At 69.3% G+C, this 22,689-nt stretch carries 30 protein-coding genes; 18 read left to right on the top strand and 12 right to left on the bottom strand.

Annotated elements, in window-relative coordinates; all coding sequences use genetic code 11:
- The first annotated feature begins 256 nt into the window (after nt 1-256).
- Together serS and K3A85_RS17330 are read left to right on the top strand one after the other, a co-directional pair.
- Nucleotides 257-1,672 (top strand): serine--tRNA ligase, encoded by a 1,416-nt coding sequence (gene serS, locus K3A85_RS17325; protein ID WP_225207766.1) that lies wholly within the window; start codon nt 257-259, stop codon nt 1,670-1,672.
- Nucleotides 1,672-2,484: a M23 family metallopeptidase gene (locus K3A85_RS17330; RefSeq protein WP_225207767.1), complete on the top strand. Its 813-nt coding sequence runs from the start codon at nt 1,672-1,674 to the stop codon at nt 2,482-2,484. Before serS ends, K3A85_RS17330 begins: the two co-directional genes overlap by 1 nt.
- Nucleotides 2,485-2,488: 4 nt before the next feature.
- Here the strand turns inward: K3A85_RS17330 and K3A85_RS17335 are convergent, their stop codons facing one another.
- Both K3A85_RS17335 and K3A85_RS17340 read right to left on the bottom strand, forming a co-directional pair.
- The gene (locus K3A85_RS17335; RefSeq protein ID WP_225207768.1) at nt 2,489-2,902 is read right to left on the bottom strand and encodes a DUF1761 domain-containing protein; all 414 of its coding nucleotides are present in this window, start codon (nt 2,900-2,902) and stop codon (nt 2,489-2,491) included.
- 73 nt (nt 2,903-2,975) lie between these two features.
- The gene (locus tag K3A85_RS17340) at nt 2,976-3,479 is read right to left on the bottom strand and encodes a hypothetical protein (RefSeq protein ID WP_225207769.1); all 504 of its coding nucleotides are present in this window, start codon (nt 3,477-3,479) and stop codon (nt 2,976-2,978) included.
- A 61-nt stretch (nt 3,480-3,540) separates the two neighbouring features.
- Between K3A85_RS17340 and rimO the strand changes: the two genes are divergently transcribed.
- Both rimO and K3A85_RS17350 read left to right on the top strand, forming a co-directional pair.
- Nucleotides 3,541-4,926 carry a 30S ribosomal protein S12 methylthiotransferase RimO gene (gene rimO, locus K3A85_RS17345; RefSeq protein WP_225207770.1) on the top strand — a complete coding sequence of 462 codons (1,386 nt, stop codon included), beginning with the start codon at nt 3,541-3,543 and terminating at the stop codon, nt 4,924-4,926.
- A 120-nt stretch (nt 4,927-5,046) separates the two neighbouring features.
- Entirely contained in the window at nt 5,047-5,346 is a 300-nt protein-coding gene (locus K3A85_RS17350; protein WP_225207771.1) for a GIY-YIG nuclease family protein, read from the top strand.
- Between the two features lie 97 nt (nt 5,347-5,443).
- On the opposite strand, the gene K3A85_RS17355 is transcribed toward K3A85_RS17350, so the two are convergent.
- The 5 genes from K3A85_RS17355 to K3A85_RS17375 are packed head-to-tail and all read right to left on the bottom strand — an operon-like array spanning nt 5,444 to nt 8,767.
- A complete protein-coding gene (locus tag K3A85_RS17355; RefSeq protein WP_225207772.1) occupies nt 5,444-6,571 on the bottom strand; it encodes a GNAT family N-acetyltransferase in 1,128 nt (375 codons plus the stop codon).
- Nucleotides 6,572-6,579: 8 nt separating this feature from the next.
- Nucleotides 6,580-7,371 (bottom strand): glycerophosphodiester phosphodiesterase family protein, encoded by a 792-nt coding sequence (locus K3A85_RS17360; protein ID WP_225207773.1) that lies wholly within the window; start codon nt 7,369-7,371, stop codon nt 6,580-6,582.
- Nucleotides 7,343-7,825 (bottom strand): RidA family protein, encoded by a 483-nt coding sequence (locus tag K3A85_RS17365; RefSeq protein WP_225207774.1) that lies wholly within the window; start codon nt 7,823-7,825, stop codon nt 7,343-7,345. The genes K3A85_RS17360 and K3A85_RS17365 overlap by 29 nt, the downstream gene beginning before the upstream one ends.
- Entirely contained in the window at nt 7,818-8,450 is a 633-nt protein-coding gene (locus K3A85_RS17370; RefSeq protein ID WP_225207775.1) for an HAD family hydrolase, read from the bottom strand. The genes K3A85_RS17365 and K3A85_RS17370 overlap by 8 nt, the downstream gene beginning before the upstream one ends.
- Nucleotides 8,447-8,767: a DUF3572 domain-containing protein gene (locus K3A85_RS17375; RefSeq protein ID WP_225207776.1), complete on the bottom strand. Its 321-nt coding sequence runs from the start codon at nt 8,765-8,767 to the stop codon at nt 8,447-8,449. The genes K3A85_RS17370 and K3A85_RS17375 overlap by 4 nt, the downstream gene beginning before the upstream one ends.
- A gap of 33 nt (nt 8,768-8,800) precedes the next feature.
- Here K3A85_RS17375 and K3A85_RS17380 point away from each other — a divergent pair, with 33 nt between their 5' ends.
- A complete protein-coding gene (locus K3A85_RS17380; protein ID WP_225207777.1) occupies nt 8,801-9,163 on the top strand; it encodes a response regulator in 363 nt (120 codons plus the stop codon).
- On the opposite strand, the gene K3A85_RS17385 is transcribed toward K3A85_RS17380, so the two are convergent.
- Nucleotides 9,164-9,715 carry a Pycsar system effector family protein gene (locus tag K3A85_RS17385; protein ID WP_225207778.1) on the bottom strand — a complete coding sequence of 184 codons (552 nt, stop codon included), beginning with the start codon at nt 9,713-9,715 and terminating at the stop codon, nt 9,164-9,166.
- A gap of 163 nt (nt 9,716-9,878) precedes the next feature.
- Between K3A85_RS17385 and K3A85_RS17390 the strand changes: the two genes are divergently transcribed.
- Genes K3A85_RS17390 through K3A85_RS17400 form a run of 3 tightly spaced genes read left to right on the top strand, consistent with a single transcriptional unit; the run spans nt 9,879 to nt 12,075 of the window.
- Nucleotides 9,879-10,118, top strand: coding sequence for an acyl carrier protein (locus tag K3A85_RS17390; RefSeq protein WP_225207779.1), 240 nt, complete (start codon nt 9,879-9,881; stop codon nt 10,116-10,118).
- A gap of 14 nt (nt 10,119-10,132) precedes the next feature.
- On the top strand, nt 10,133-11,332 hold the full coding sequence (gene spt, locus K3A85_RS17395) for a serine palmitoyltransferase (RefSeq protein WP_225207780.1): 1,200 nt from the start codon (nt 10,133-10,135) through the stop codon (nt 11,330-11,332).
- A gap of 11 nt (nt 11,333-11,343) precedes the next feature.
- Nucleotides 11,344-12,075, top strand: coding sequence for an SGNH/GDSL hydrolase family protein (locus K3A85_RS17400; protein WP_225207781.1), 732 nt, complete (start codon nt 11,344-11,346; stop codon nt 12,073-12,075).
- Nucleotides 12,076-12,085: 10 nt separating this feature from the next.
- Here the strand turns inward: K3A85_RS17400 and K3A85_RS17405 are convergent, their stop codons facing one another.
- On the bottom strand, nt 12,086-13,258 hold the full coding sequence (locus K3A85_RS17405) for an ATP-binding protein (protein WP_225207782.1): 1,173 nt from the start codon (nt 13,256-13,258) through the stop codon (nt 12,086-12,088).
- A 72-nt stretch (nt 13,259-13,330) separates the two neighbouring features.
- Nucleotides 13,331-13,954 carry a glutathione S-transferase family protein gene (locus tag K3A85_RS17410; protein WP_225207783.1) on the bottom strand — a complete coding sequence of 208 codons (624 nt, stop codon included), beginning with the start codon at nt 13,952-13,954 and terminating at the stop codon, nt 13,331-13,333.
- A 204-nt stretch (nt 13,955-14,158) separates the two neighbouring features.
- Between K3A85_RS17410 and K3A85_RS17415 the strand changes: the two genes are divergently transcribed.
- On the top strand, nt 14,159-15,058 hold the full coding sequence (locus tag K3A85_RS17415; RefSeq protein ID WP_225207784.1) for a MipA/OmpV family protein: 900 nt from the start codon (nt 14,159-14,161) through the stop codon (nt 15,056-15,058).
- Nucleotides 15,059-15,078: 20 nt separating this feature from the next.
- Here the strand turns inward: K3A85_RS17415 and K3A85_RS17420 are convergent, their stop codons facing one another.
- On the bottom strand, nt 15,079-15,363 hold the full coding sequence (locus K3A85_RS17420; RefSeq protein WP_225207785.1) for an usg protein: 285 nt from the start codon (nt 15,361-15,363) through the stop codon (nt 15,079-15,081).
- A 155-nt stretch (nt 15,364-15,518) separates the two neighbouring features.
- Nucleotides 15,519-16,157, bottom strand: coding sequence for a YqaA family protein (locus K3A85_RS17425; RefSeq protein ID WP_225207786.1), 639 nt, complete (start codon nt 16,155-16,157; stop codon nt 15,519-15,521).
- Between the two features lie 233 nt (nt 16,158-16,390).
- Here K3A85_RS17425 and K3A85_RS17430 point away from each other — a divergent pair, with 233 nt between their 5' ends.
- The 9 genes from K3A85_RS17430 to gp17 all read left to right on the top strand — a co-directional run bounded on the left by K3A85_RS17430 (nt 16,391) and on the right by gp17 (nt 22,674).
- Nucleotides 16,391-16,957, top strand: coding sequence for a hypothetical protein (locus K3A85_RS17430; RefSeq protein ID WP_225207787.1), 567 nt, complete (start codon nt 16,391-16,393; stop codon nt 16,955-16,957).
- A gap of 77 nt (nt 16,958-17,034) precedes the next feature.
- Nucleotides 17,035-18,303, top strand: coding sequence for a DNA-packaging protein (locus tag K3A85_RS17435; protein WP_225207833.1), 1,269 nt, complete (start codon nt 17,035-17,037; stop codon nt 18,301-18,303).
- 25 nt (nt 18,304-18,328) lie between these two features.
- On the top strand, nt 18,329-19,495 hold the full coding sequence (locus K3A85_RS17440; protein WP_225207788.1) for a phage portal protein: 1,167 nt from the start codon (nt 18,329-18,331) through the stop codon (nt 19,493-19,495).
- Nucleotides 19,492-19,800: a DUF6127 family protein gene (locus K3A85_RS17445; protein WP_225207789.1), complete on the top strand. Its 309-nt coding sequence runs from the start codon at nt 19,492-19,494 to the stop codon at nt 19,798-19,800. Before K3A85_RS17440 ends, K3A85_RS17445 begins: the two co-directional genes overlap by 4 nt.
- Nucleotides 19,797-20,228, top strand: a complete 432-nt coding sequence (locus K3A85_RS17450; protein WP_225207790.1) for an HK97 family phage prohead protease — start codon at nt 19,797-19,799, stop codon at nt 20,226-20,228. Before K3A85_RS17445 ends, K3A85_RS17450 begins: the two co-directional genes overlap by 4 nt.
- Before the next feature lie 67 nt (nt 20,229-20,295).
- On the top strand, nt 20,296-21,462 hold the full coding sequence (locus K3A85_RS17455; RefSeq protein ID WP_225207791.1) for a phage major capsid protein: 1,167 nt from the start codon (nt 20,296-20,298) through the stop codon (nt 21,460-21,462).
- A gap of 109 nt (nt 21,463-21,571) precedes the next feature.
- Nucleotides 21,572-22,126 (top strand): head-tail connector protein, encoded by a 555-nt coding sequence (locus tag K3A85_RS17460; protein WP_225207792.1) that lies wholly within the window; start codon nt 21,572-21,574, stop codon nt 22,124-22,126.
- Nucleotides 22,126-22,275, top strand: coding sequence for a hypothetical protein (locus tag K3A85_RS17465; protein WP_225207793.1), 150 nt, complete (start codon nt 22,126-22,128; stop codon nt 22,273-22,275). Before K3A85_RS17460 ends, K3A85_RS17465 begins: the two co-directional genes overlap by 1 nt.
- A gap of 3 nt (nt 22,276-22,278) precedes the next feature.
- Nucleotides 22,279-22,674 carry a tail completion protein gp17 gene (gene gp17 / locus K3A85_RS17470; RefSeq protein WP_225207794.1) on the top strand — a complete coding sequence of 132 codons (396 nt, stop codon included), beginning with the start codon at nt 22,279-22,281 and terminating at the stop codon, nt 22,672-22,674.
- Nucleotides 22,675-22,689: the final 15 nt, after the last annotated feature.

Genomic DNA, 22,689 nt, shown 5'->3' on the forward strand with positions numbered 1-22,689 from the left:
CGGCACGCGAGCCGTCGCAAGGGATACGAGCCCCCGTCCGAACAAGGCCGAGCCGTGCGGGATCCAACGCCCCGCCGGCCACTCGCCACAGCGTTCACCGCCCTCCTTCGCGCAGCGCCAGGCAATGACGCCCGCGCCGGTCGCGCAGGTCCGTATGGTTTCCCAAGGCATTAGGTCCGGGTTCGCCGCCGGATGCTTCCTCACGCGCTGGCAATCCTTGCATCGCGCGCGGGCCGGCGGCATAGCGCGGCACGCCATGCACGACATCCGCCTGATCCGCGAAGACGCGGCCACCTTCGACGCCGCCCTCGCCCGCCGCGGGGTCGCCCCGCAGTCGGCCGCCATCCTTGCGCTTGATGCGCAGCGGCGCGCCATCGCCACGCGGATGCAGGAATCGCAGGCCCGCCGCAACGAGGCGAGCAAGGCGATCGGCGCCGCCATGGGCAAGGGCGACAAGGACACCGCCGAAGCGCTCAAGGCCGAAGTCGCCGCGCTCAAGGCCGAGTTGCCCGGCCTCGAGGAAGAGGAACGCCGCCTCACCGCCGAACAGAACGCCGCGCTCGCTGCGCATCCCAACCTCCCCGCCGCCGACGTGCCCGAGGGCGAGGACGAGGCCGGCAACGTCGAACTCAGCCGCTGGGGCACCCCGCGTGATTTCGCCTTCACCCCGCGCGAACACGCCGACATCGGCCCCGCGCTCGGCCTCGATTTCGAAACCGGCGCGCTGATTTCGGGCGCGCGCTTCACCTTCCTCAAGGGCCAGATGGCCCGCCTCCACCGCGCGCTGGCGCAGTTCATGCTCGACAAGCAGACGGCAGAGAACGGCTACACCGAATGCAATCCGCCGCTGCTGGTTAAGGACGAAGCCGTGTTCGGGACCGGGCAACTGCCCAAGTTTAAAGAGGATCTGTTTCGCACGACACCTGCGGCTTACCGCGACAGCGTTGCAAAGGCCTTTGCGAAACTCCTTGCGAACGAAGAACTAGTTGCTGCTTTTCGTGAACAACAACCCAGCTTTTTCAATGATATTGAAGAAATCCTCGACTCTCCAGAAATGGCTGGTCGCTGGCTGATCCCCACCGCCGAAGTCAGCCTCACCAACGCGGTGCAGGGCCAGATCCTTGACCATACCGCGCTGCCCTTGCGCATGACCGCGCTCACCCCCTGCTTCCGCTCCGAAGCGGGCTCGGCGGGGCGCGATACGCGCGGCTTCATCCGCCAGCACCAGTTCGAGAAGGTCGAGCTGGTCTCGATCTGCCGCCCGGAAGACTCCGAGGCCGAGCACGAACGCATGACGCAATGCGCCGAAGGCGTGCTCCAGGCACTCGGCCTGCCCTATCGCAAGATGCTGCTCTGCGCCGGCGACATGGGCTTCACCGCGCGCAAGACCTACGACCTCGAGGTCTGGCTGCCGGGCCAGGGCGCCTATCGCGAGATTTCGTCGTGCTCCAACTGCGGCGATTTCCAGGCCCGCCGCATGAACGCGCGCTATCGGCCTGAGGGTGCGAAGGGCACCGAGTTCGTCCACACGCTCAACGGCTCGGGCCTTGCCGTCGGCCGCACGCTGGTCGCGGTGCTGGAGAACTACCAGCAGGAGGACGGCTCGGTCGACGTGCCCGAAGCCCTGCTCCCCTATACCGGCGGCCTTGCCCGACTGGTGCCGCAAGGCTGATGAAGCGCGCCGCCGCCCTGGTTCTGGCGCTGGCGGCGGCTCCTGCACTTCACGCGGCTCCGGGCGAGACGCCGATCGTCGCGTGGCAATACGTGGTGCGCGCGGGCGACAGCTTCGCCGCGATCGCCCGGCGCATGGGGGTGACGCAGAAGGACTTGGCCGCCGCCAACGCGCTGCCCTACCCCTGGACGGTCACGCCGGGCCAGGTGCTCCGCCGCCCCGATCCGCCGGGCCAGGTCCGCCAGGCGATCCCGCCGACGCCTTTGGCAACGCCCACCGCCACGCCGGCGCCAGCGCCAAAGCCCAAACCGCAACCCAGCCCCAAACCCCCGCGCCGCCCGCCCCCGCCGCCGCGCCCGATGCCCTCGGCCCGGCCGCTGCCCGAGCCGATCCCCGCCCACGCCCGCGAAGCCGATGCCCCGCGCCTCGCCTGGCCGACCTCGGGCGCGGTCGTCGGCCGCTTCGGCGTGCCGGTGAAGGGCCGCCCCGACAACGGCCCGAACCGCGGAATGGACCTCGCCGCCTTCTCTGGCATGACCGTCCACGCCGCCGCCGCCGGGCGCGTGGTCTTCGCGGGCACCGAGCCCGAGCGCTTCGGCCAGCTGATCGTCATCGACCACGGCAATGGCTGGACCACCGCCTATGCCTACTTGGGCGCGATCACCGTCAGCGAGGGCCAGCAGGTGACCGCGCGCCAGGTCATCGCGCGCATTGGCAGGAGCGGCGAGGCGACCGCGCCGACGCTCCACTTCGAGGTCCGTCGCGCCAACGTGCCGCGCGATCCTTACGCCTACCTGCCTGTTCGATTGTAGGCGGTCAGGCTTTGAACGCGAAGAAGGTCAGCCCCATCGCGAGGTAGGCGGCGATCCAGTAGCCCGCATCGATCAGCGCGAGCCGGGTCGAGATGCGCTGGTGGGTATAGCTGATCCACAGCGAGGGCACGACGAAGGCGATGGCGAGCCCGCCCGACATCATGAAGTAGAGCCAGGGCTTCACCGCCAATGTCTCGTGACCGACGCGCGCGAACATGTGGCCCATCATGCTCGAAGTGACGAGCAGCAGCACCGAGCTCAGCAGCACCGTCCGCGCCGGGGCGGCACGCACGCCCAATCCGCCCGGGCCCACTTCGGCGAGCCGCGCCCGTCCGAACAGCGGTCCGTACCACAGCGCCGAGACCAGCAGCGCGACAAGCGCCGCGACGAGCACCGAGAGCCAGTTCACAGGACCCATTCGTTCGTTTCCTCAAGCCCGCCCGATCAAGCCCCCGCCCGGCTGCCTAACCGCTGCGCATGGGCTTGGCAAATCACGGCCAGCTCAGTTCGGCGACCTGTCCTTTCGGTCCGGCGATCCACCCTCGCGCGAAGTCGTCGATCGCGCCCGCAATGGCGCGATGCGTCGCCTCGTCGAGCGGCGGCACGGGCACGAAGCTGGTCTCGCAACCGACCTGCGCCATCGCCAGCACGTCCTCGAGGCTACCGCCGCCGCTCCACAACAGCGCCTCGTACGCCTCGACCATCCGCTCGGCCTGCAGCAGCTCGACGATCGAAGCATCCGGCACGGTGGCCCGGCCCACGCTGGCATGGCCTCCCGCCTTGGCCAGCTCGACCAGTTCCTCCGGGTGCCGCCCTTGCGCGACGAGGCCCCAGAAGCCGCGCGTCAGGCCCAGCGCGCGCTCGACGAACAGGTGCACCGCATCGTGCGGCACCGGCCCCTTGTGCGGGAACCGGGTGGCGACCTGCGAGCCATCTGCCCGCGTCACGCGGATATGATCCTCGGCCGATCCCTTGGCGATGGTGATGCGCAGCATGGGCGCGCGCTATAGCGGTTGGTGACGGCGCGGCCAAATGGCGCTATGGGCCGCCGCCATAATGGCTTCCAACACTCCTGTCGCGATTCCCGACCAGCCGAAAGTCGGCATGGTCAGCCTCGGCTGCCCCAAGGCGCTGGTCGATTCCGAACGCATCCTCACCCGCCTGCGCGCCGATGGCTATGCCATGAGCGCGGACTATGCCGGCGCCGACGTCGTGCTGGTCAACACCTGCGGCTTCCTCGATTCGGCCAAGGAGGAAAGCCTGGCCGCGATCGGCGAGGCGATTGCCGAGAACGGCCGCGTGATCGTCACCGGCTGCATGGGCAACGAAGCCGAGGTCATCCGCGCAAAGTTCCCGCAGGTCCTCGCCGTCACCGGCGCGCACCAGTACGAAGACGTGGTCGAAGCGGTGCACGAAGCCGCCCCGCCCAGCATGGGGCCCTACATCGACCTCATTCCGCAGGCCGAACCGGGTGACGTCAAGCTCACCCCGCGCCACTACAGCTACCTGAAGATTTCGGAGGGGTGCAACCACGCCTGCGCCTTCTGCATCATCCCGAGCCTGCGCGGAAAGCTCGCCAGTCGGCGCATCGATGCCGTGCTGCGCGAAGCCGAAAAGCTGGTTGCGGCGGGCACGCGCGAACTGCTGGTGATCAGCCAGGACACCTCGGCCTATGGCGTCGACGTCCGCCACGAAGAACGCCTGTGGAAGGGCGAGCCGGTCCGCACCCACATGACCGACCTCGCCCGCGAACTCGGCAAGCTGCGCACCCCCGATGGGCAAACGCCGTGGGTGCGGCTGCACTATGTCTATCCCTACCCCCACGTCGACGCGGTGATCCCGCTGATGGCGCAAGGCCTGGTCACGCCCTACCTCGACATCCCGTTCCAGCACGCCAGCCCATCGGTCCTCAAGCGCATGAAGCGCCCGGCGAACGAGGCCAAGGTGCTCGAACGCATCAAGGCCTGGCGCGAAGTGTGCCCCGACCTTGCCATCCGGTCGAGCTTCGTCGTCGGCTTCCCCGGCGAAACCGAGGCGGACTTCCAGTACCTGCTCGACTGGCTCGACGAAGCGCAACTGGATCGCGTCGGCGCGTTCCGCTTCGAACCCGTCGAAGGCGCGGCGGCCAACGACCTGCCCGATCCGGTGCCCGAAGAGGTCAAGGAAGACCGCTTCCGCCGCATCATGGAAAAGACCGAGGCGATCAGCGCCGCGCGCCTCGCCGCCAAGGTCGGCCGCACGATCCGCGTGATCATCGACGAAGTCGGCGAACCCGACGAAGACGGCGACATCGGCGCCACCGCGCGTTCGCAGGCCGACGCGCCCGAGATCGACGGCGCGGTGTACTTGCGCAACGTCCCCGCCACGCTGAAGGCCGGCGACTTCGCCGAGGTGCTGGTCGAGGAAGCCGACGCGCACGACCTGTTCGGGGTGATTGCCTGATTGAGGAGAGCGGGACCCCGGGTCAGGCCCGGGGTGACGTTGTGTGAGATAAAGCCACCACCGAAACAATTCCGTCACCCCGGGCTTGACCCGGGGTCCCGCTTCCTTCGTCCTCGCACCATGCAGCAGGGCACGAAAGGCGGCTGGGTCTACATCATGGCCGACCGCTATCGCGGCACGCTCTATGTCGGGGTTACCGCGGACCTCGCTCGCCGTGTGTACCAGCACCGCACCGGCAAAGGCTCCGACTTCTGCGCCCGATATGGCCTCAACCGCCTCGTCTGGGCAGAGCGCGGCGACGAAATCGAGGACTGCATCGCGCACGAGAAGCGCCTGAAACGCTGGAAGCGGGTCTACAAGTTCGACCTGATCGAGCGCGCCAATCCGGACTGGGACGATCTCTACGAGATCATCTTGTAAACCAAGAGAAGCGGGACCCCGGGTCAAGCCCGGGGTGACGAGGAGAGGTAGGAATTGCCGTCACCCCGGGCCTGACCCGGGGTCCCGCTTACTTCCCCTACCCCTTCCTGAACGGCGTCCGCTCGCCCAGCCATAGCTGGTCCTGCGCCACGCCCGCCCGTTCGCGCTCCAGGAAGTCCGCCACTGCCCTCCGAAAACCCTTGTCGGCGATCCAGTGGGCGGACCAGGTCTGCACCGGGGCATAGCCGCGCGCCAGCTTGTGCTGGCCTTGGGCGCCGGCTTCGACGCGGGTCAAGCCCAGCGCGATCGCCGCGTCGATCGCCTGGTAGTAGCACAACTCGAAGTGCAGGAACGGCTTGTCGATCACCGCGCCCCAGTAGCGGCCGTAGAGGGCCTCCGTGCCGATGAAGTTCAAGGCGCCCGCCACCGGCTGGTCGTCGATGAAGGCGAGGACGAGCAGCACCTTGTCGGCCATGCGCTCACCGATCAGGTCGAAGGCTTGCCGCGTCAGGTAAGGGTGGCCCCATTTGCGCGCGCCGGTGTCCTGGTAGAACACCCAGAAGGCGTCCCAGTGTTCGGGCTTGATGTCCGCGCCGGTCAGCGCGCGGATCTCGACGCCGTCCTGCGCCTTGGCGCGTTCCTTGCGCAGGTTCTTGCGCTTTTCCGACGACAGCGCGGCGAGGAAATCGTCGAAGCTTGCATAGCCGCGATTGTCCCAGTGGAACTGGATGTCGGAGCGCAGCAGCCAGCCGGCCTCTTCGAACAGCGGCAATTGTTCGGGCGCGATGAAGGTCGCGTGCGCGCTCGACAACTCGTTCTGGACGCAGAGCTGTTCGGCGACTTTCAGCAGCGGCACGGCCAGATCGGGGCGCCGGCCGGTCAGCAGGCGCGGACCCGTCGCAGGGGTGAAAGGCACGCTGATCTGCAGCTTGGGATAGTAGCTGCCGCCTGCGCGGTGCCAAGCATCGGCCCAGCTGTGGTCGAAGACATATTCGCCCTGGCTGTGGCTCTTGAGATAGGCGGGGAGCGCGGCGGCGGGGCGGCCGGCCTCGTCCTCGATCACCACCGGCAGCGGCGACCAGCCGGTGCCTTCGCCGACGCTGCCCGATTCCTCGAGCAGGGTGAGGAAGGCGTGGCTGGTGAAGGGATTGCCGTCCGACAGCGCATCCCACGCCGCGGCGTCGATCTCGCCGACGCTCTGGTGGATGCGCGCGGTGACGCTCACGCCGCAGGTCAGCTCGCGGCGGCGGGGATGCCGCCACCTTCGGCAATGGGGGCGTCGGCATGGCTTGCCGCGCGCTCGGCGAGTTCGGCGCTGCGGACGGTCCAGGTCAGCAGCGGCAGGCCCCGCTTGCGCTGGCTGGCGGCGAAGCGGCTCGGCAGGTCGCGCACGTCGTAGGCGAGGAAATCGGGCTCGGCGTGCCACAGCGCGAGGTGGCGGCGCACCCGCGCGAACAGCGTCGAGCGGCCCTCCTCGCTCATCACGAGGCCGTGGACGACGTGCGGCGAATGGCGCTTGAACCAGCGCGAGACGCGTGGGTCGAAGCTCATCACCGCGACTTGCCCGCGATAGCCTTCGAGCGTGCGGCGCACCGCCAGGCACAGCGGGATCACGTGCATTTCGCGGCGCGACTTGATCTCGATCAGCACCGGCACCCGGCCCGCGACGAGGTCGAGCATCTGGCGCAGGCCCGGAATGGTGTCCGCCTGGCTCGATCCTGCCAGCGCGATCGTCTGGAGCTGCGCGGCGCTGCGATCGACGACGCGGCCGGTCTCCCCGGTCAGGCGGTCGAGCTCCCAGTCGTGGAACACCACGGCAAGCCCGTCGCTGGTGCGCTGGACGTCGCATTCGATGCCGAAACCGCGCTCGGCGGCGGCGGCGAAGGCGGCAAGGCCGTTCTCGGGAACGCCCGCACCGTGCAGCCCGCGATGGGCATAGGTCCACCCGCGCAGCCAGCCGACCTTGTCAGCGGGCGGCGCGGGCGCGAACCAGCGATCAGCGAGCGGTAACAGCAAAGACAGCATCGACTTCCACCGCTGCGCCCAAAGGCAGCACCGGCACGCCCACCGCGCTGCGGGCGTGCTTGCCGGCCTCGCCGAACGCCGCGACCATCAGTTCGGACGCGCCGTTGGCGACCTTGGGCTGGTCGGTGAAGGTGCCGGTGGAGCTGATGAAGGCGCCCAGCTTGACCACGCGTTCGACCCGGTCGAGCGAGCCGAGCGCGGCCTTGACCTGCGCCAGCAGCATCAGCGCGCAGGCCTGCGCCGCGGCCTGCCCTTGTTCGAGCGAAACGTCCTCGCCCAGCCGCCCGGTGACGAGCTTGCCGTCGACGAAGGGCAACTGGCCCGAGACGTGGAGCAACCCGTTCGCCTCGACCGTCGGCACATAGGCGGCGACCGGCGCGGCGGCCTGGGGCAGCACGTGGCCGAGCGCGGCGAGGCGATCGACGATGGTGTCGGTCGCGGGGGTATCAGTCATCGTTGTCTCCGGTAAGACGGTCCATGATCCAGGGCAGCGCGGTGGCCCAGTCGTCGATGCGGGCGTGGGCGTGGCCCGCCTTGTGCGCGCAATCGATGTGCGGGGCGATCATCGGCTCGCCGCACAAGTGCAGGCGGGTAACGTGGGGCAGCATTTCCGCCACCGAGCCGTGGTGCTGCGGCAGGTCGTCGATGAACAGCGCCTTCGACGGCTGGTATTCCTCGAGGATCGCCTTGAGCGCCGGGCCCTTGGGCCCCTGGTTGGTGAACACCCGCGCATCGATGCCGACCTTGCGCAGCTGCTCGGCGCGCGAATCGCGCCGGTGGTCGTTGAGGTTGGTGAGGATCACCACGTCGGCGTGTTCGGCGAGGGCGTTGATCCCCTCGACCGCGCCGGCGATCGCCTGCTGGCGGTGCATCTCGGTATCGAAGAACAGGTTGAGCAGGCGCCAGATCTCCGCCGGCTCGACCAGCCGCCCGTCGCTGCGGTGGCGCATCGCCTTGCCGAAATCGGCCGAGTCCATCACGAAATCGATGTCGTGCTGCTCATCGAGGAAGTCGCGATAGGGGGCGACCATGTGCAGCAGCACCTCGTCGCAATCGCTGATGACCAGCGGGCGGCTCATGTCAGTTTCTCCCGTGCGGCGACCAGTTGCCCGGGCGCTATGTCGAGTGCGGAGGCCGCCGCGACAAGGTCGGCCTCGTGATTGCAGAGGAAATCGAGCACCGCGCCGAGCACGGCCGGATCGGACAGCCCGCCGCGCAGCGTCTCGGGCGTCATGCCGGTCAGCGCCAGCAGGCGTTCGGCGCGCTGGTCGTCGGACAGCACCCAGCCGAGCGCCTGCAGCGCAAGGGCAAAGGGATCGGTCGGGGATGGACGCTCGCGGATGATTGTCAGGGCCTCTCGCGGTGAATAGAGATGCGCGGCAAACGCATCGCGCATTCGGTTCGTCTCGGTCAGGTCAGGCTCGATCCAGTGGCAAAAAGAATTCTGGTTGTCGAGGACAACGACCTCAACCGCAAGCTGTTCTGCGACCTGCTCCGGGCCAAGGGCTTCGAGGTCGAGCCGGTCGCCGACGGCCGCGCCGCGCTCGACAGGACGCGCGCGTTCTTTCCCGACCTGGTGGTGATGGACATCCAGCTGCCCAACGTCTCCGGGCTCGAGCTGATCGAACGGATCAAGCGCGACGAGGGCCTGCGCGCGATCCCGGTGCTTGCGGTCACCGCCTATGCGGGCAAGGGCGACGAGGAGCGCATCCGCGAGGCGGGCGCCGAGGGCTATCTCGCCAAGCCGGTGTCGATCGCGCCGTTCCTGCAGGCCGTCACCAGCCTGCTGTGATCAGGCGAGGAAGCGCTCGACCAGGAACGTCGCGACGGTAAGGCACAGCCCGGCGACGAAGATGCGGTAGGCAAAGCCCAGGAAGCGGTACTTCTTGCGCTGGAGCACCAGCCCGTTCTGGTAGATGTCGTGCAGCATCGTGCGGAACACCGCCTCGTCGGCGCGCAGCTCGGTCAGCACGGCCTGGGTCCAGGCGTCTTCGTCGAGCGCGGAATAGGTGCCGAAGAACAGCAGGTTGGGCTTGCCGTGGAGCCGGTTCGCCTCGGGCGCGGAGACCGCCGGGAGCACCGCGAAGACCGCGCAGAGCGCCGAGACGAAGGCGAACAGCGCAAGCACCGCGAGCGGGGTGGCGAGGTGGCCGTCCTTCGCCTGGCCGACGGCGATGGTAAACACCACGAAGGTCGCGCCCATCAGCATCGAGGCCTTGGTGTCGGCCATCTGGCTGAGCGTCAGGGTCATCTGCTGGGCGGTGCGGACGAGGTGGATGGCGTGATTCGAGTAGGCGGGATCGGGAGCTGTATCGAAAGCGTTTTCCGGCTGGGTTCCGGGCATCTGTGACCTCGTCTGCGGCGCATCGGCGGCGGCGCGGGGGATGGCAGGACGGCACGCGCTTGACAAGCGGGGCGCAAGGCCGCTTTTCCGCCTTATTCGTCTGGCAGGCGGCGCGGGAGACACGCCTGTCCGCACCCTGTCCGGACCAGTGGAGACAAGACCGATGGATCGCGCCGCAACCGCCGCAAAGATCGCCGAAGTGATCGCCCCCTTCAACAAGAAGGGCGTGGCCATCACCGATGCGACGACCTTCGCCGGCGACCTCGAATGGGACAGCCTCACGGTGATGGATTTCGTCGCCGCGATCGAGGACGAGTTCGACATCATCATCAGCATGAACCAGCAGGCCGAGATCGAGACCTACGGCCAGCTGATCGACGCGGTGACCAAGCTCCAGGGCTGAAGGACAAACCCCGCATGACCGACCTGTTCAGCAAGTTCGACGGCCTGATCGAACAGCGCCGCGCGCTGCTCGATACCGGCGTGACCGATCCGTTCAACCTGGTGATGGAGCGCGTGCTTTCCCCGACGCAGGCGATCTGCAACGGGCGCGAGACGATCCTGCTCGGCACCTACAACTACATGGGCATGACCTTCGACCCCGACGTGATCGCGGCGGGCAAGCAGGCGCTGGACGAATTCGGATCGGGCACCACCGGCAGCCGCGTGCTGAACGGCACCTATGCCGGGCACAAGCTGTGCGAGGATGCGCTGAAGGAGTTCTATGGCATGGACCATGCCATGGTGTTCTCCACCGGATACCAGGCGAACCTTGGCATCATCAGCACGATCGCCGGCAAGGGCGACTACATCGTGCTCGACATCGACAGCCACGCCAGCATCTGGGACGGCTGCAAGATGGGCGATGCCGAAGTGGTGCCGTTCAAGCACAACGACATCGTCGCCATGGAAAGGCGGCTGAAGCGCATTCCCGAAGGCGCGGGCAAGCTGGTCGTGCTGGAAGGCGTCTATTCGATGCTCGGCGACATCGCTCCGCTCAAGGAGATGATCAAGGTCGCCAAGGACAACGGCGCGATGGTGCTGGTGGACGAGGCGCATTCGATGGGCTTCATCGGCCCCAACGGGCGCGGCGTGGCCGAGGAGCAGGGCTGCCTCGAGGACGTGGACTTCGTCATCGGCACCTTCTCGAAGTCGGTCGGCACGGTCGGCGGCTTCTGCGTTTCGAACCACCCCAAGTTCGAGATCATGCGGCTGGTCTGCCGCCCCTATGTGTTCACCGCCAGCCTGCCGCCGAGCGTGGTGCACACCGCCGCGACCAGCATCCGCAAGCTGATGCATGCGGGCAACAAGCGCGCGCACCTTTGGGAAAACAGCCGCACGCTGCACAAGGGGCTCAAGGACAAGGGCTTCCAGCTCGGCACCGACGAGCCGCAGAGCGCGATCATCTCGGTCATCATGCCCGACCTGGAGCGCGGCGCGATGATGTGGGAGGCGCTGCTGCGCGAGGGGCTCTACGTGAACCTGGCGCGCCCCCCGGCGACGCCCGCCAACATGACCCTGCTGCGCTGCTCGCTCTGCGCCGAGCACACCGCCGAACAGGTGCAGACGATCATCGGCATGTTCGAACGCGCCGGCAAGGCCGTCGGCATCATCTGATGCGGGGCGCAATGGCCGGAATGGCGGGCGCGCTTGCCGCGCTGTTCGCCGTGCCTGAGGCGCTGGCCCAGCCGGCCAGCAGCAGCGCCATGGTCGAGAACCCTTGCGCGCTCCCGCGCAATGCGGGCAACGACTGGGCCGCGCTGTGCAAGTACCAGGCGGCGGACAAGCAGGTTTCGGGCCGTCCGCGCGCGGTGTTCATCGGCGATTCGATCACCGAATGGTGGCTGCCCAATAGCCCCGCGCTGTTCGCCGGCGGCGTGGTCAACCGCGGCATCGCCGGGCAGACCAGCCCGCAGATGCTGGTGCGCTTCACCCAAGACGTCGTCCGCCTGCGCCCGCGCGTGGTCCACATCATGGCCGGGACCAACGACCTGCTGGGCAACACCGGGCCGACCAGCGCCGAGGAATACGTCAACACGATCACCGCGATGACCGACATCGCGCGCGCCAACGGCATCGCCGTGGTGATCGGCAGCGTGCTGCCGACGAGCGGCGCGCCGTGGAAGCCCGAATACCGCCCGGCGGCGCAGATCGACGCGCTCAACCGCTGGCTGCGCGACTTCGCGCGGGCGAGCGGCTTCGGCTTTGCCGATTACTACGCGGCGATGGTCGGCGAAGGCGGCGCGATGAAGCCGGGCCTCGCCACCGACGGGGTTCACCCGAGCGCCGCCGGTTATGCCGTGATGGAGCCGATCGCACGGGCGGCGCTGGCCGAGGCGGAGAAGCGCGCCGGGCGCTGACCCGCGCCGTTCAGTCGACGATCCAGTGGCGCTTGAGGTATTCGTCGAACATCGGCACGGTGAAGGCGATGTCGCCGTGCGCGGGGCTGTAGATCATCCCCTTGGCGATGATCTGGGCACGGCGCGGCCCCAGCGAGGTCAGCTTTTCGCCAAGCATGTCCGCTACGTCGGCCGAGCGGTAGGGCCCTGCCCCCAGCCGCGCCATGGCGATGACGTATTCCTTTTCCTTGGGGGTCAGCCGGTCGATGCGGACCTTGAAGAAGCCCTCGTCCAGCCGCTTGAGCGCTTCGCGATGCGCCACGTCGATGCAGTCGAGCGAAATCGGCGAGCGATCGGCGGCGTTCCACGCCTGATAGCCGAACTCCTGGAGCAGATAGGGGTAGCCGCGGGTCAGGTCGACCAGACGGTCGACCACCGCGGGCTCGATCGTCTCGCCTTCTTCCTCGACCGGCTGGCGGATGGCGTTGGCGGCCGCCTCGCGCGGCAGGGCGTCGATGCGGGGAAACACGAAGAGTCGCTCGGCATAGGACTTGGCATCGCCCGACAGCGCCGCGATGGCGGGAAGGCCCGCGCCGAACAGCAGGATCGGCAAGCCGCGCTGGTTGACGCGGTGGATCGCGACGATCAGCGCCCCGAGTTCGCGCTGGCCGAGATACTGCACTTCGTCGATCAACAACGCCCAGCCGCGCCCGGCGGCCCGCGCCGCCTCGCCGACGCGGACGAACAGTTCGGTCACGTCGAGTTCGATATCGCCGCTGTCGGCAACGCCCGGCTCGGGATCGACCGAAAGCTCGAAATCGCCGACCTTGACCGCGAAGGTGCCGGCAAAGCTGCGCAATGCGCGCATCGCGGCGTGGCTCGCCGCCTTGGCCGAGGCGACGAACGAGAGCTTGCGGACAGCCTGCTGCAGCTTGGGGTAAAGCAGATCGGCAAGCTTGCGATCCTCGGGCGCCTCGATGAACGAAGTCAGGTAGCCGTGCTGTTCGGCAAGCTGCTCGATCCGGTTGAGAAGCACCGTCTTGCCCACGCCACGCAGGCCGAGCAGCATCTGCGACTGCGCGGGGCGACCCTTGAGCACGCGCTGCAAGGCGATGTCGGCAGCCGACACGATGTCCTCGCGACCGGCGAGTTCGGGAGGCTGCGATCCGGCGCCAGGAGCAAAGGGATTGCGGACGGGGTCCATGTCTAGCTCTTTATGGGTTAGTATAGCTCGGTCGCGCTATACTAACCCCTAAAGTGGTATAGACAAGCGCCGCTAGCGCGCTTCCCGCAACTGTGCGGCCATCGCGCTGGCATAGGCGGGGCGGGCGGCGAGGCGGTCGAAGTAGGCCTGCATGGCCGGGGTGACGAATTCGGCGAGCCCGATCGAGAGCGCGAGCTTGATCGCGTAGCCGAGCGAGACGTCGGCCATGGTGAAGCGCCCGGCGGCGGCATATTCGCCGTCCATCATCGTTTCGGCATTGCGCAGGCGCGAGCCGAACCATTCGGCGTAGTCGCGCGCGATTTCGGGCCGGCGCGCCTCGGGCGGCGGGAACACGGCGTAGCGCAGGTGGATCGTCTGCGGGAAAGTCAGCGTCGCCTCGCCCATCACGAGGAAGTTGAGGTAGTCGGCATAGCCCGGCTCGTCGGGCGCGACCGCGAGCGGGGTGGGGCCGTATTTCGTGGCGAGGTAATGCGGGATCGCGCTGCTTTCGGTGAGGCGGTGGCCCTCGTCGAACAGCACCGGGATCGTGCCGAGCGGATTGAGCTCCTTCATCCCTTCGTGCCGCGCGCGCGGCGGAAACGGAAGGACGTGGAGTTCGTAGGCCAGCTCCAGTTCCTCGAGCGCCCAGAGCGCACGGAAGGAGCGGGCGTCGCGGCAGTGATAGAGCGTTATCATGGCTGATAGGTCTACGCGCCTCGCCCGGCGTGGCAAGCCAGAACCGGCCGGCCCGGAACAGACCGGGTGACCGTTCATGCTTTGACACGATCGGGCAAAGCGCCGTCGGCCGGGCTGTGGCAGGCGCTCGCACGCAGTCCCTTCGCGGGCCATGCAAGAACAGCCGGGTCGCAACCACCGCCGGCACAACGAGGGGATCGTTCCATGCGGCGTACCAGCGCTTTCGCATCGTTTCTGCTTGCGCTGCTCGCACTGTCGCTCGCGCTGCCGGCGCGTGCCGAGGACCAGCCGGCGGGGCAGAGCGCACCGGCCGCGCGCGGGCAGCTGCCGCCCGACGGATCGCGTGCGCAAGCGTCGCGCGCGCCGGCGAGCGGGTGGCGGGTCGGCCTGGGGCTGGCGCCGGTGTTCGCGCCGGCGTGGCAGGGTTCGAAGGACACGGCGCTGTCGATCTTCCCCGACCTGCGGCTCAACAAGGGCGATACGCTGTTCCTCTCGGTGCGCGACGGCCTCGGCTGGAACGCGATCAACCGCGGCGGCTGGAAGGCAGGGCCGCTCGTCAAGCTTCGCTTCGGCCGCAACGAGGACGATGGCGGCTCGCCGTTCCTGATCGCCGGCGGCAGCACGGCGCTGCGCGGAATGGGCGATATTGGCGCGGCGGGCGAGGCCGGGGTCTTCGTCGAGAAGCGCTTTGGCCCGCGCATGGAATGGCGCGCGCGCGCCGAGCTGCGACAGGGCTTCGGGGGTCATGAGGGCGCAATCGGCGATGTGCAGATCGCGCGGACAGGGCGCAGCGGGCGGCTGCTCTTTTCGGTCGGGCCACGCGCGACCTTTGCGGGCCGGGACTTTGTCCGGACCTATTTCGGGGTCGACGAGGCGGAGGCGCAGCGCACCGGACTTGCCGTGTCGCGACCGGACGGCGGGCTGCTCTCGTGGGGGCTGGGCGGAACACTGACCCGGCCGCTGACCCTGCGCAGCGCGGTGACCGCGATCGCCGGGGTCGACCGGCTGGGCGGCGAGCCTGCGAGGTCCGCGCTGATCCGCGAGCGCGGGCGCAGGACGCAGGTGTCGCTCGGCCTCGCCTACGGCGTGCAGTTCGGGCTGTGACGCGTAGGCGTGCAGACGCGCTAGTTGATCGTGATCACGCCGTCGACGGCGCGCCATTCCTGCGGGCCGATCAGGTGCTTGTGCGCGATGCGGATCGAATGCAGCGTCGCCTCGATCTCGCGCCGCCAGTGATCGAGGAAGCGTTCGAGGCGGGGGAAGCGCGGGGCGAGATCCTCCTGCTGGAAGGCGAACATCTGCAGCAGGCTGGGATGGTCGGGCAGGTAGTAGTGGATCTGGATGGTGGTGAGGCCGAAGCCTTCGAGCTGCCGCGCGAAATCGCCTGAACCAAGTCGGCTGCTTCCCATGCCCTCTGCTCCTTTCGCAAGCGAGGGGCCTGGCCGGGACATGCGGTCAGGCCCTGATGAACCTGGATGTCACGGGGCAGGATTGCACAAACCGGATTGGCGTCAAGACCGGACGAACGCCCTTGTTGGGCAAAGGTTTTGGTGAGGTTTCGCGCTCAGACGACGCGTGGACCGGCCTGCTCGCACCTCGCCTCGGCCTGCTTGTTGCCGCCGCCGCCGAGCATCGAGGCGGCGACGAAGCCGCCGATCACCAGCACGACGAAGCCGACGGTGACGAGGCCGAGGTACTTGTCGATGAAGCGCTTGATCGGCGCTCCGAACAGGCGGAACAGCACGCCCACGATCATGAAGCTGATCGAGCGCGAGACGAGGCTGGCGAGGAGGAAGGGCACCAGCGGCATCGCGATGAAGCCGGCGGTGATCGTCAGCAGCTTGAACGGGATCGGCGTCGCGCCCTTGATGACGATGATCTCGACCCCGTATTCGCGCAAGTAGCACGCGGCCTTGGGGAAGGTCTCGGTCAGGTGCAGCAGCGCGAGCAGCTGCGCGCCGACGCTGTCGTAGAGGAAGTGGCCGATCGCATAGCCGAGCAGGCCGCCCATGACCGAGGCGAGCGTGGCGATCGCGGCGAAGCGCACCGCCTTCTTCGGCTCGGCCAGGCACATCAGCCCGAGCAGCGGATGCGGCGGCACCGGAAAGAAGCTCGCCTCGAGAAAGGCGACCAGCGCCAGCCAGAGTTCGGCATGGGGATGCGCGGCCTTGGCGATGGTCCAGTCGTAAAGTCGGCGAAGCATGGAAAGTCGGCCCGTCCTGTCGGTCTGCGATCGCGGGCGGACTTAACGGAGGAGCAGCCGGAGCGCCAGACGCCGGCTCGATTAACCCATCTGGTACTTTTCCATTGACATTGTCACGCTTGATTGGTACATAACAAGAACATCGCGATCGTGTGAGTCGCCTCCGGGCAGTCACCGAACGGCCTTTTCCGACCCGCGCTCCGGGCGGACCCTGCACAAGACGAGGATGGTTCATGGCCAGCCACAAGACGCGTGCGTCCGGCGCGAGCCGGTCGACGCCGCCTGTCCAGACGACGACCGAAACCGAGCCCGAAGCCGAAGCCAAAGGCAAAGCCGAAACCGCGCGCGGCAGCGCGCGCTGGAAGGAGCCCTTCCTGACGGCGCTCGCCGAAAGCTCGAACGTGACCGCCGCCGCCGCCGCCGCCGGCACCGACACCAGCCAGGCCTACAAGGCGCGGCGCAAGGAGCCCGAATTCGCCCGCGCCTGGCGCACCGCGCTGCTCGAGGGCTACGAGCACCTCGAACTCGAGCTGCTGCGCCGGATGCGCTTCGGCGAGGGCAAGGAGGAGGAGCGCAAGTTCGACAACGCCAATGCGCTGCGGCTGCTCTCGCAGCACCGCGAGACGGTGGCGCGCGAGCGGGCGCAGCGCGACAACGAAGACCTTGCGCGGATCCGCGCCTCGATCGACGCACAGATCGAGGCGATCCGCGAGGTCGCCAGCGCCCGCCGCAGCGAAGAGCTGGCGGCGGCGCGGGCCGAAGGCGCCGCCGCGGCCGCGACGCACAAGGGCGCGGCGTGAGCGGGCAAGCCGATGCCGCCTGCCCGCCGGCGGACTTCGCCGGGCTGGTCGGCTGGGCGCCCGACGAGATCGGCGCGATGCTTGCCGGGCTGAGCGCGGCGCAGGCGGCCGAATGGCGCTGGCACTGGAGCCTCCACGCGCGCGCCGCGCAGCTGCCGCCGCCGGGCGACTGGCGCGTCTGGCTGCTGCTTGCGGGGCGCGGCTTCGGCAAGACCAGGACCGGCGCGGAATGGATCAACGCGATCGCCGAACGCGATCCCGAGGCGCGCATCGCGCTCGTCGCGGCAAACCTGGGCGAAGCGCGCGCGGTGATGGTCGAGGGCGAAAGCGGGCTGCTGCGCGTTGCCGCGCCGCACCGCCAGCCCGCATTCGAATCCTCGCTGCGGCGGCTGGTCTGGCCCAACGGCGCGCAGGCCACGCTCTATTCGGCGGCCGAACCCGAATCTCTGCGCGGCCCGCAGCACAGCCACGCCTGGTGCGACGAGATCGCCAAGTGGGACAATGCCTCGGCCCGGGCCGAAAGCGCCTGGGACAACCTGACCATGGGCCTGCGGCTCGGCGAAGACCCGCGTGTGCTGGCGACGACGACGCCGCGCGCCGCCGCGCTGGTGCTGCGGCTGGTGCGCGAGGCGGCCGACGGGCGCACCGCGATTACCGGGGGCAGCACGTACGAGAACGCGGCGAACCTGCCGGCGCGCTTCGTCGAGGCGATGCACCGCAACTACGACGGGACGCTGCTCGGCCGGCAGGAGATCGAGGGCGAACTGATCGAGAACCTGCCCGGCACGCTGTGGTCGCGGGCGACGATCGAGCGCGGGCGCGAAACCGCGCCGGCGCAGCTCGCCCGCGTGGTGATCGGCGTCGACCCGCCCGCCAGCGCCGAAGGCGATGCCTGCGGGATCGTGGTGTGCGGGATCGGCGAGGATCGCATCGCGCGCGTGCTGGCCGATGCATCGGTGGAGCGCGCGACGCCCGAGCGCTGGGCCCGCGCCGTCGCCGAGGCTGCGCGCGCATGGAGCGCCGACCGGGTGGTGGCCGAGGCCAACCAGGGCGGCAGCATGGTCGAGGCGGTGCTGCGCGCCGCCAACCACGCGCTGCCGCTGCGGCTGGTCCACGCGAGCCGCAACAAGAGCGCGCGGGCCGAGCCGGTCGCCGCGCTCTACGAGGCGGGGCGGGTGCGCCACGCCGGGTTCTTCCCGCGGCTCGAGGACGAGCTGTGCGGGCTGTTGCCCGGCGGCGACTACCAGGGCCCCGGGCGCTCGCCCGACCGCGCCGACGCCTGTGTCTGGGCGCTGACCGAACTGATGCTCGGCCGAACGGGCGAACCGAAGATCTGGTTCGACTGAACGACCTTTCCGCGAAAGGGTATCCATGTCCTTCTTCCAGAGCCTTGCCGCCGCCTTCAAGGGCGAGGCGGTGACCCCCCGCGCGCCGCTGGGCCGCAGCTTTGTCTCGCCCTGGGCCGAGGCCTTCGACTGGCGCGGCGGCGATGCCCGCGCGGGCCTGCCCTTCCCCGAAGCGAGCCGCGAGGCCTATCTGCGCAACCCGGTGGCGCATCGCGCGGTGCGGCTGGTGGCCGAGGGCATCGGCGGCGCGCCGATCGCCGCGTCCGATCCCGCGCTCGCCCGGCTGGTCGGCGCGACCAGCGCCGGGCAGGCGCTGCTGGAGACGCTCGCCAGCCAGGTCCTGCTCAACGGCAACGCCTACGTGCAGATCCTGCGCGATGCCGAGGACGAGGTCGCCGAGCTCTATGCGCTGCGCCCCGACCGGGTGAGCGTGGTGCCCGATGCGGCAGGCTGGCCGGCCGCCTTCGCCTACCGCGTCGGCGAACAGACGATGACCTTGCCCGCCAGCGACGACCTGGGCCGGGCGAACGTGATCCACATCCGCGGCTTTCACCCGACCGACGACCACTATGGCGCCGGCTGCCTGAGCGCGGCGGAAGATGCAGTGGCGGTGCACAATGCCGCCTCGCGCTGGAACATCGCGCTGCTCGAGAACGCGGCGCGGCCCTCGGGCGCGATGGTCTACGATCCCGGCGAGCCGGGCGCGACGCTGACCGCCGAGCAGTTCGACCGGATCAAGGCCGAGCTCGCCGCCGCCTATGCCGGGGGCGCCAATGCCGGCCGGCCGATGCTGCTCGAAGGCGGGCTGAAGTGGCAGCCGATGGCGATGACCCCGGCGGACATGGACTTCGCCGCGCTCAAGGCTTCGGCCGCGCGCGACATCGCGCTCGCCTTCGGGGTGCCGCCGATGCTGATCGGCCTGCCCGGCGACAGCACCTACGCCAACTACCGCGAGGCCAACCGCGCGCTGTGGCGGCTGACGCTGCTGCCGCTCGCCGGCAAGCTGCTCGCCGCGCTGAGCGAGGGCCTTGCGCCCTGGTTTGCCGGCGCGAGCCTGGCGGTCGACCTCGATCGCGTGCCCGCGCTCGCCGAGGACCGCGAGACGCTGTGGTCGATGGTCGGCGCGGCCGACTTCCTGTCGAGCGCGGAAAAGCGCCGCATCCTGGGCCTTGGAACGGAGAGCGCACGATGAAGCGCGAGGACATGCTGGCGCGCCTGCTGGCGCAGGCCGAGACCGAAGGGTCCGAACTGATCACGCTGCGCGCGATCGTCGAGGAGGCGAGCGACCTCGGCGCGGCGCGCGTGCTCGAGCGGATGGGCCTTGCCGACGAGACCGCGCACGAGGACCTCGCCGAACTGCGCGAGCTGCTTCAGGCCTGGCGCGACGCCAAGGCGAGCGCGTGGAAGGCGATCGTCGACTGGCTGGTGCGCGGCATCCTGGCGCTGCTGCTGTTCGGCATCGCGGTGCGGCTGGGCTTCGGCGGCCTGCTGCAGTGACCGCGCGCCCCCCGATCCGCTTCGCCGGCTATGCCGCGGTGTTCGGCAAGCGCGACAGCGGGGGCGACACGATCGTCCCCGGCGCCTTTGCCGCAACGCTCGCCGCGCGCGCCGCCGCCGGGATGCGCCTGCCGCTCTACTGGCAGCATCGCCCCGACCAGCAGATCGGCTGGGTCGAGAGCGCCGAGGAAGATGCGCGGGGCCTGCGTGTGATCGCGCAGGTGACCGCCACGGATTCGCCGGCGGCGCGGGCGCTGGCGCGCGGCGCGGTCGACGGACTGTCGTTCGGATACCGCGTGCGCGACGGCGCGCTGCGCGGCGGCGGACGCGAGTTGCGCGCGCTCGACCTTCTCGAAGTGAGCCTGGTTTCCAGGCCGATGCAGCCGCTGGCGCGGGTGCACATGGTCAGTCCGCCCCCCGCCGGCTGACCCCCCGACATTACCGAAGGGCCGCCCCATGGGGTGGCCAACCCCAGCAGAAAGGACGTTCAGCCCCATGGACATCGAAAACCACGAAGCGATCGCGCAGCCCTGCCCGATCGAGACCAAGGCCGACGCGCTCGAAGCCTCGTTCGACCTTGCCGCCCGGCAGGAAGCGCACGATGCCGCGCTCGCCAGCCTGCGCGGCGAAGTCGAGGAAGTGAAGAGCCGGCTCGAGCGCGTCTATCGCACTTCGGCCGCGCGGCCCGTGCTCGCCGCCACCGACGCTGCTGCGCGGGGCTTCATCGACGGCTACATCCGCACCGGCCGCGAGACCGAACTGAAGTCGCTGTCGACCGCGGTTCCCGCCGACGGCGGCTTTGCCGTGCCGCGCCAGATCGACGAGCTGATCTCGAACCGCCTGGTCAAGATCAGCGCGGTGCGTTCGGTCGCGACGATCGTCCAGACCAGCACCAGCGGCTTCCGTCGCCTGCTGTCGATCGGCGGCACCACCTCGGGCTGGGTGAGCGAGACCGCGGCGCGTCCCGAAACGGCCAGCCCCAAGCTCGCCGAGATCGTGCCGCCGATGGGTGAGCTCTACGCCAATCCCTCGGCCACGCAGGCCATGCTCGACGACGCCGCGTTCGACGTCGAGAACTGGCTCGCCGGCGAAATCGCCACCGAGTTCGGCCGGGCCGAAGGCGCCGCCTTCATCAACGGCAGCGGCACCAACCAGCCCAAGGGCTTCCTCCAGGCAGGGTCTGCGACGACCGGCGACGCCACCCGCGCCTATGGCACGCTGCAGCACATCGTCTCGGGCAACGCCACCGGCTTCGACACCAGCCCCGACAGCAAGCTGATCGACATGGTCTTCTCGCTGCGCGCCGGCCTGCGCCAGGGCGCGGTGTGGATGATGAATTCGACCACGCTGGCCGCAGTGCGCAAGTTCAAGGCCGCCGACGGTTCGTTCCTGTGGCAGCCGGGCATCGTCGAAGGCCAGCCCAACCGCCTGCTCGGCTACCCGGTGGTCGAGGCCGAGGACATGCCCGACATCGGCGCCGGCGCCTTCCCGATCGCGTTCGGCAACTTCAAGGCCGGCTACCTGATCACCGAGCGCAGCGCCACCCGCATCCTGCGCGATCCCTACACCAACAAGCCCTACGTGCAGTTCTACGCGACGCGCCGCGTCGGCGGCCAGGTGCTCGACAGCGACGCGATCAAGCTCCTGAAGATCTCGACCTGATCGTTCCTGCCGGGCGTCGCGTGTCCCCTTCGCGACGCCCCGACTTCGCCCGCGGCGGACCTCCCGCCGCCGCGGGCGATCTTTTCCCATCCCAATTCCGGAGACTGCCATGAAGCGGGCAATCGTCGCACCGCCCTCGCTGGCGCCAGCCGCGCTGGCCGAACTGAAGGCGTGGCTGGGCATCACCACCGGCCGAGACGACGCGGAACTGACCGCGCTGCTGATGGCCTCGCTCGACTTGTGCGAGGGCTTCACCGGCTCGATGCCGCTTCAGGCCGGCTGCGAGGAAGTGCTCGTCGCGACAGGCGACTGGCAGACGCTTTCGACGCGTCCGGTCCAGTCGATGACCCGCGCCGCCAGGATCGCGGCGACCGGGCAGCGGACCGAGCTTCCCGCGGGGAGCTACGAATACGACATCGCCGCCGATGGCACGGGCCGCTTCCGCCTGGCAGCGCCGATCGACGAAACGCGGGTGGCGGTGACCTTCACTGCGGGGCTCGCCGCCACGTGGGACGCCCTGCCCGATCCGCTGCGCCATGGCATCATGCGCCTCGCCGCGCACGAACACCGCCTGCGCGACGCCGAGCGCGCGCCGCAGAGCAGCGCGCCGCCCGCGGCCGTCGCTGCGCTGTGGCGGCCCTGGCGCACGATGCGGCTGGCGTGATGGCGTTCGACTTCGCCGCGCTCGAACAGCGCCTCGTGGCGCGCGCCCGGGCGCTTGCCGAAGCGCGCGCGCTCGCCCGCACGCTGCGCCGCCCCGCCGACCGCTGGCGCGACGCGCGCCTGCTGTGGCCCCTGTTCGCAAAGGACTGACCGATGGAACTCGCCTTTCGCGCCGCCCTGCTCGCCTGGCTGGCCGCCGATGCGACGCTGGCCGGGTCGCTCAACGCGATCACCGAAGAGGCGCCCTCGCGCGTGGCGCTGCCGTGGCTGGCGCTGACCGCCAGCGCAAGCAACGACTGGAGCACCAAGACCACGGTGGGCCGCGAAGTGCGCGTGGCGCTCGAGCTTGCCTACCGCGGCGACGATCCGCTTTCGGAAAGCGCGCTGATCGCGGCGATCGAGCGCCGGGTCGAGACCCTTCCGGCGGACCAGAGCGCCTACGGCTTCCGCGCGGTCAACCTGATGTTCCTGAAAGCCCGGAGCGAGCAGCGCGGCGAAGCGCTGCGCGCGCTGGTGCTCGAGTACCGCGCGCGGCTTCTCGCCGCCTGACCATAATTTCGAGGA

It is taken from the genome of Novosphingobium huizhouense, from assembly GCF_020179475.1.
In the GTDB taxonomy this organism is placed as follows: domain Bacteria; phylum Pseudomonadota; class Alphaproteobacteria; order Sphingomonadales; family Sphingomonadaceae; genus Novosphingobium; species Novosphingobium huizhouense.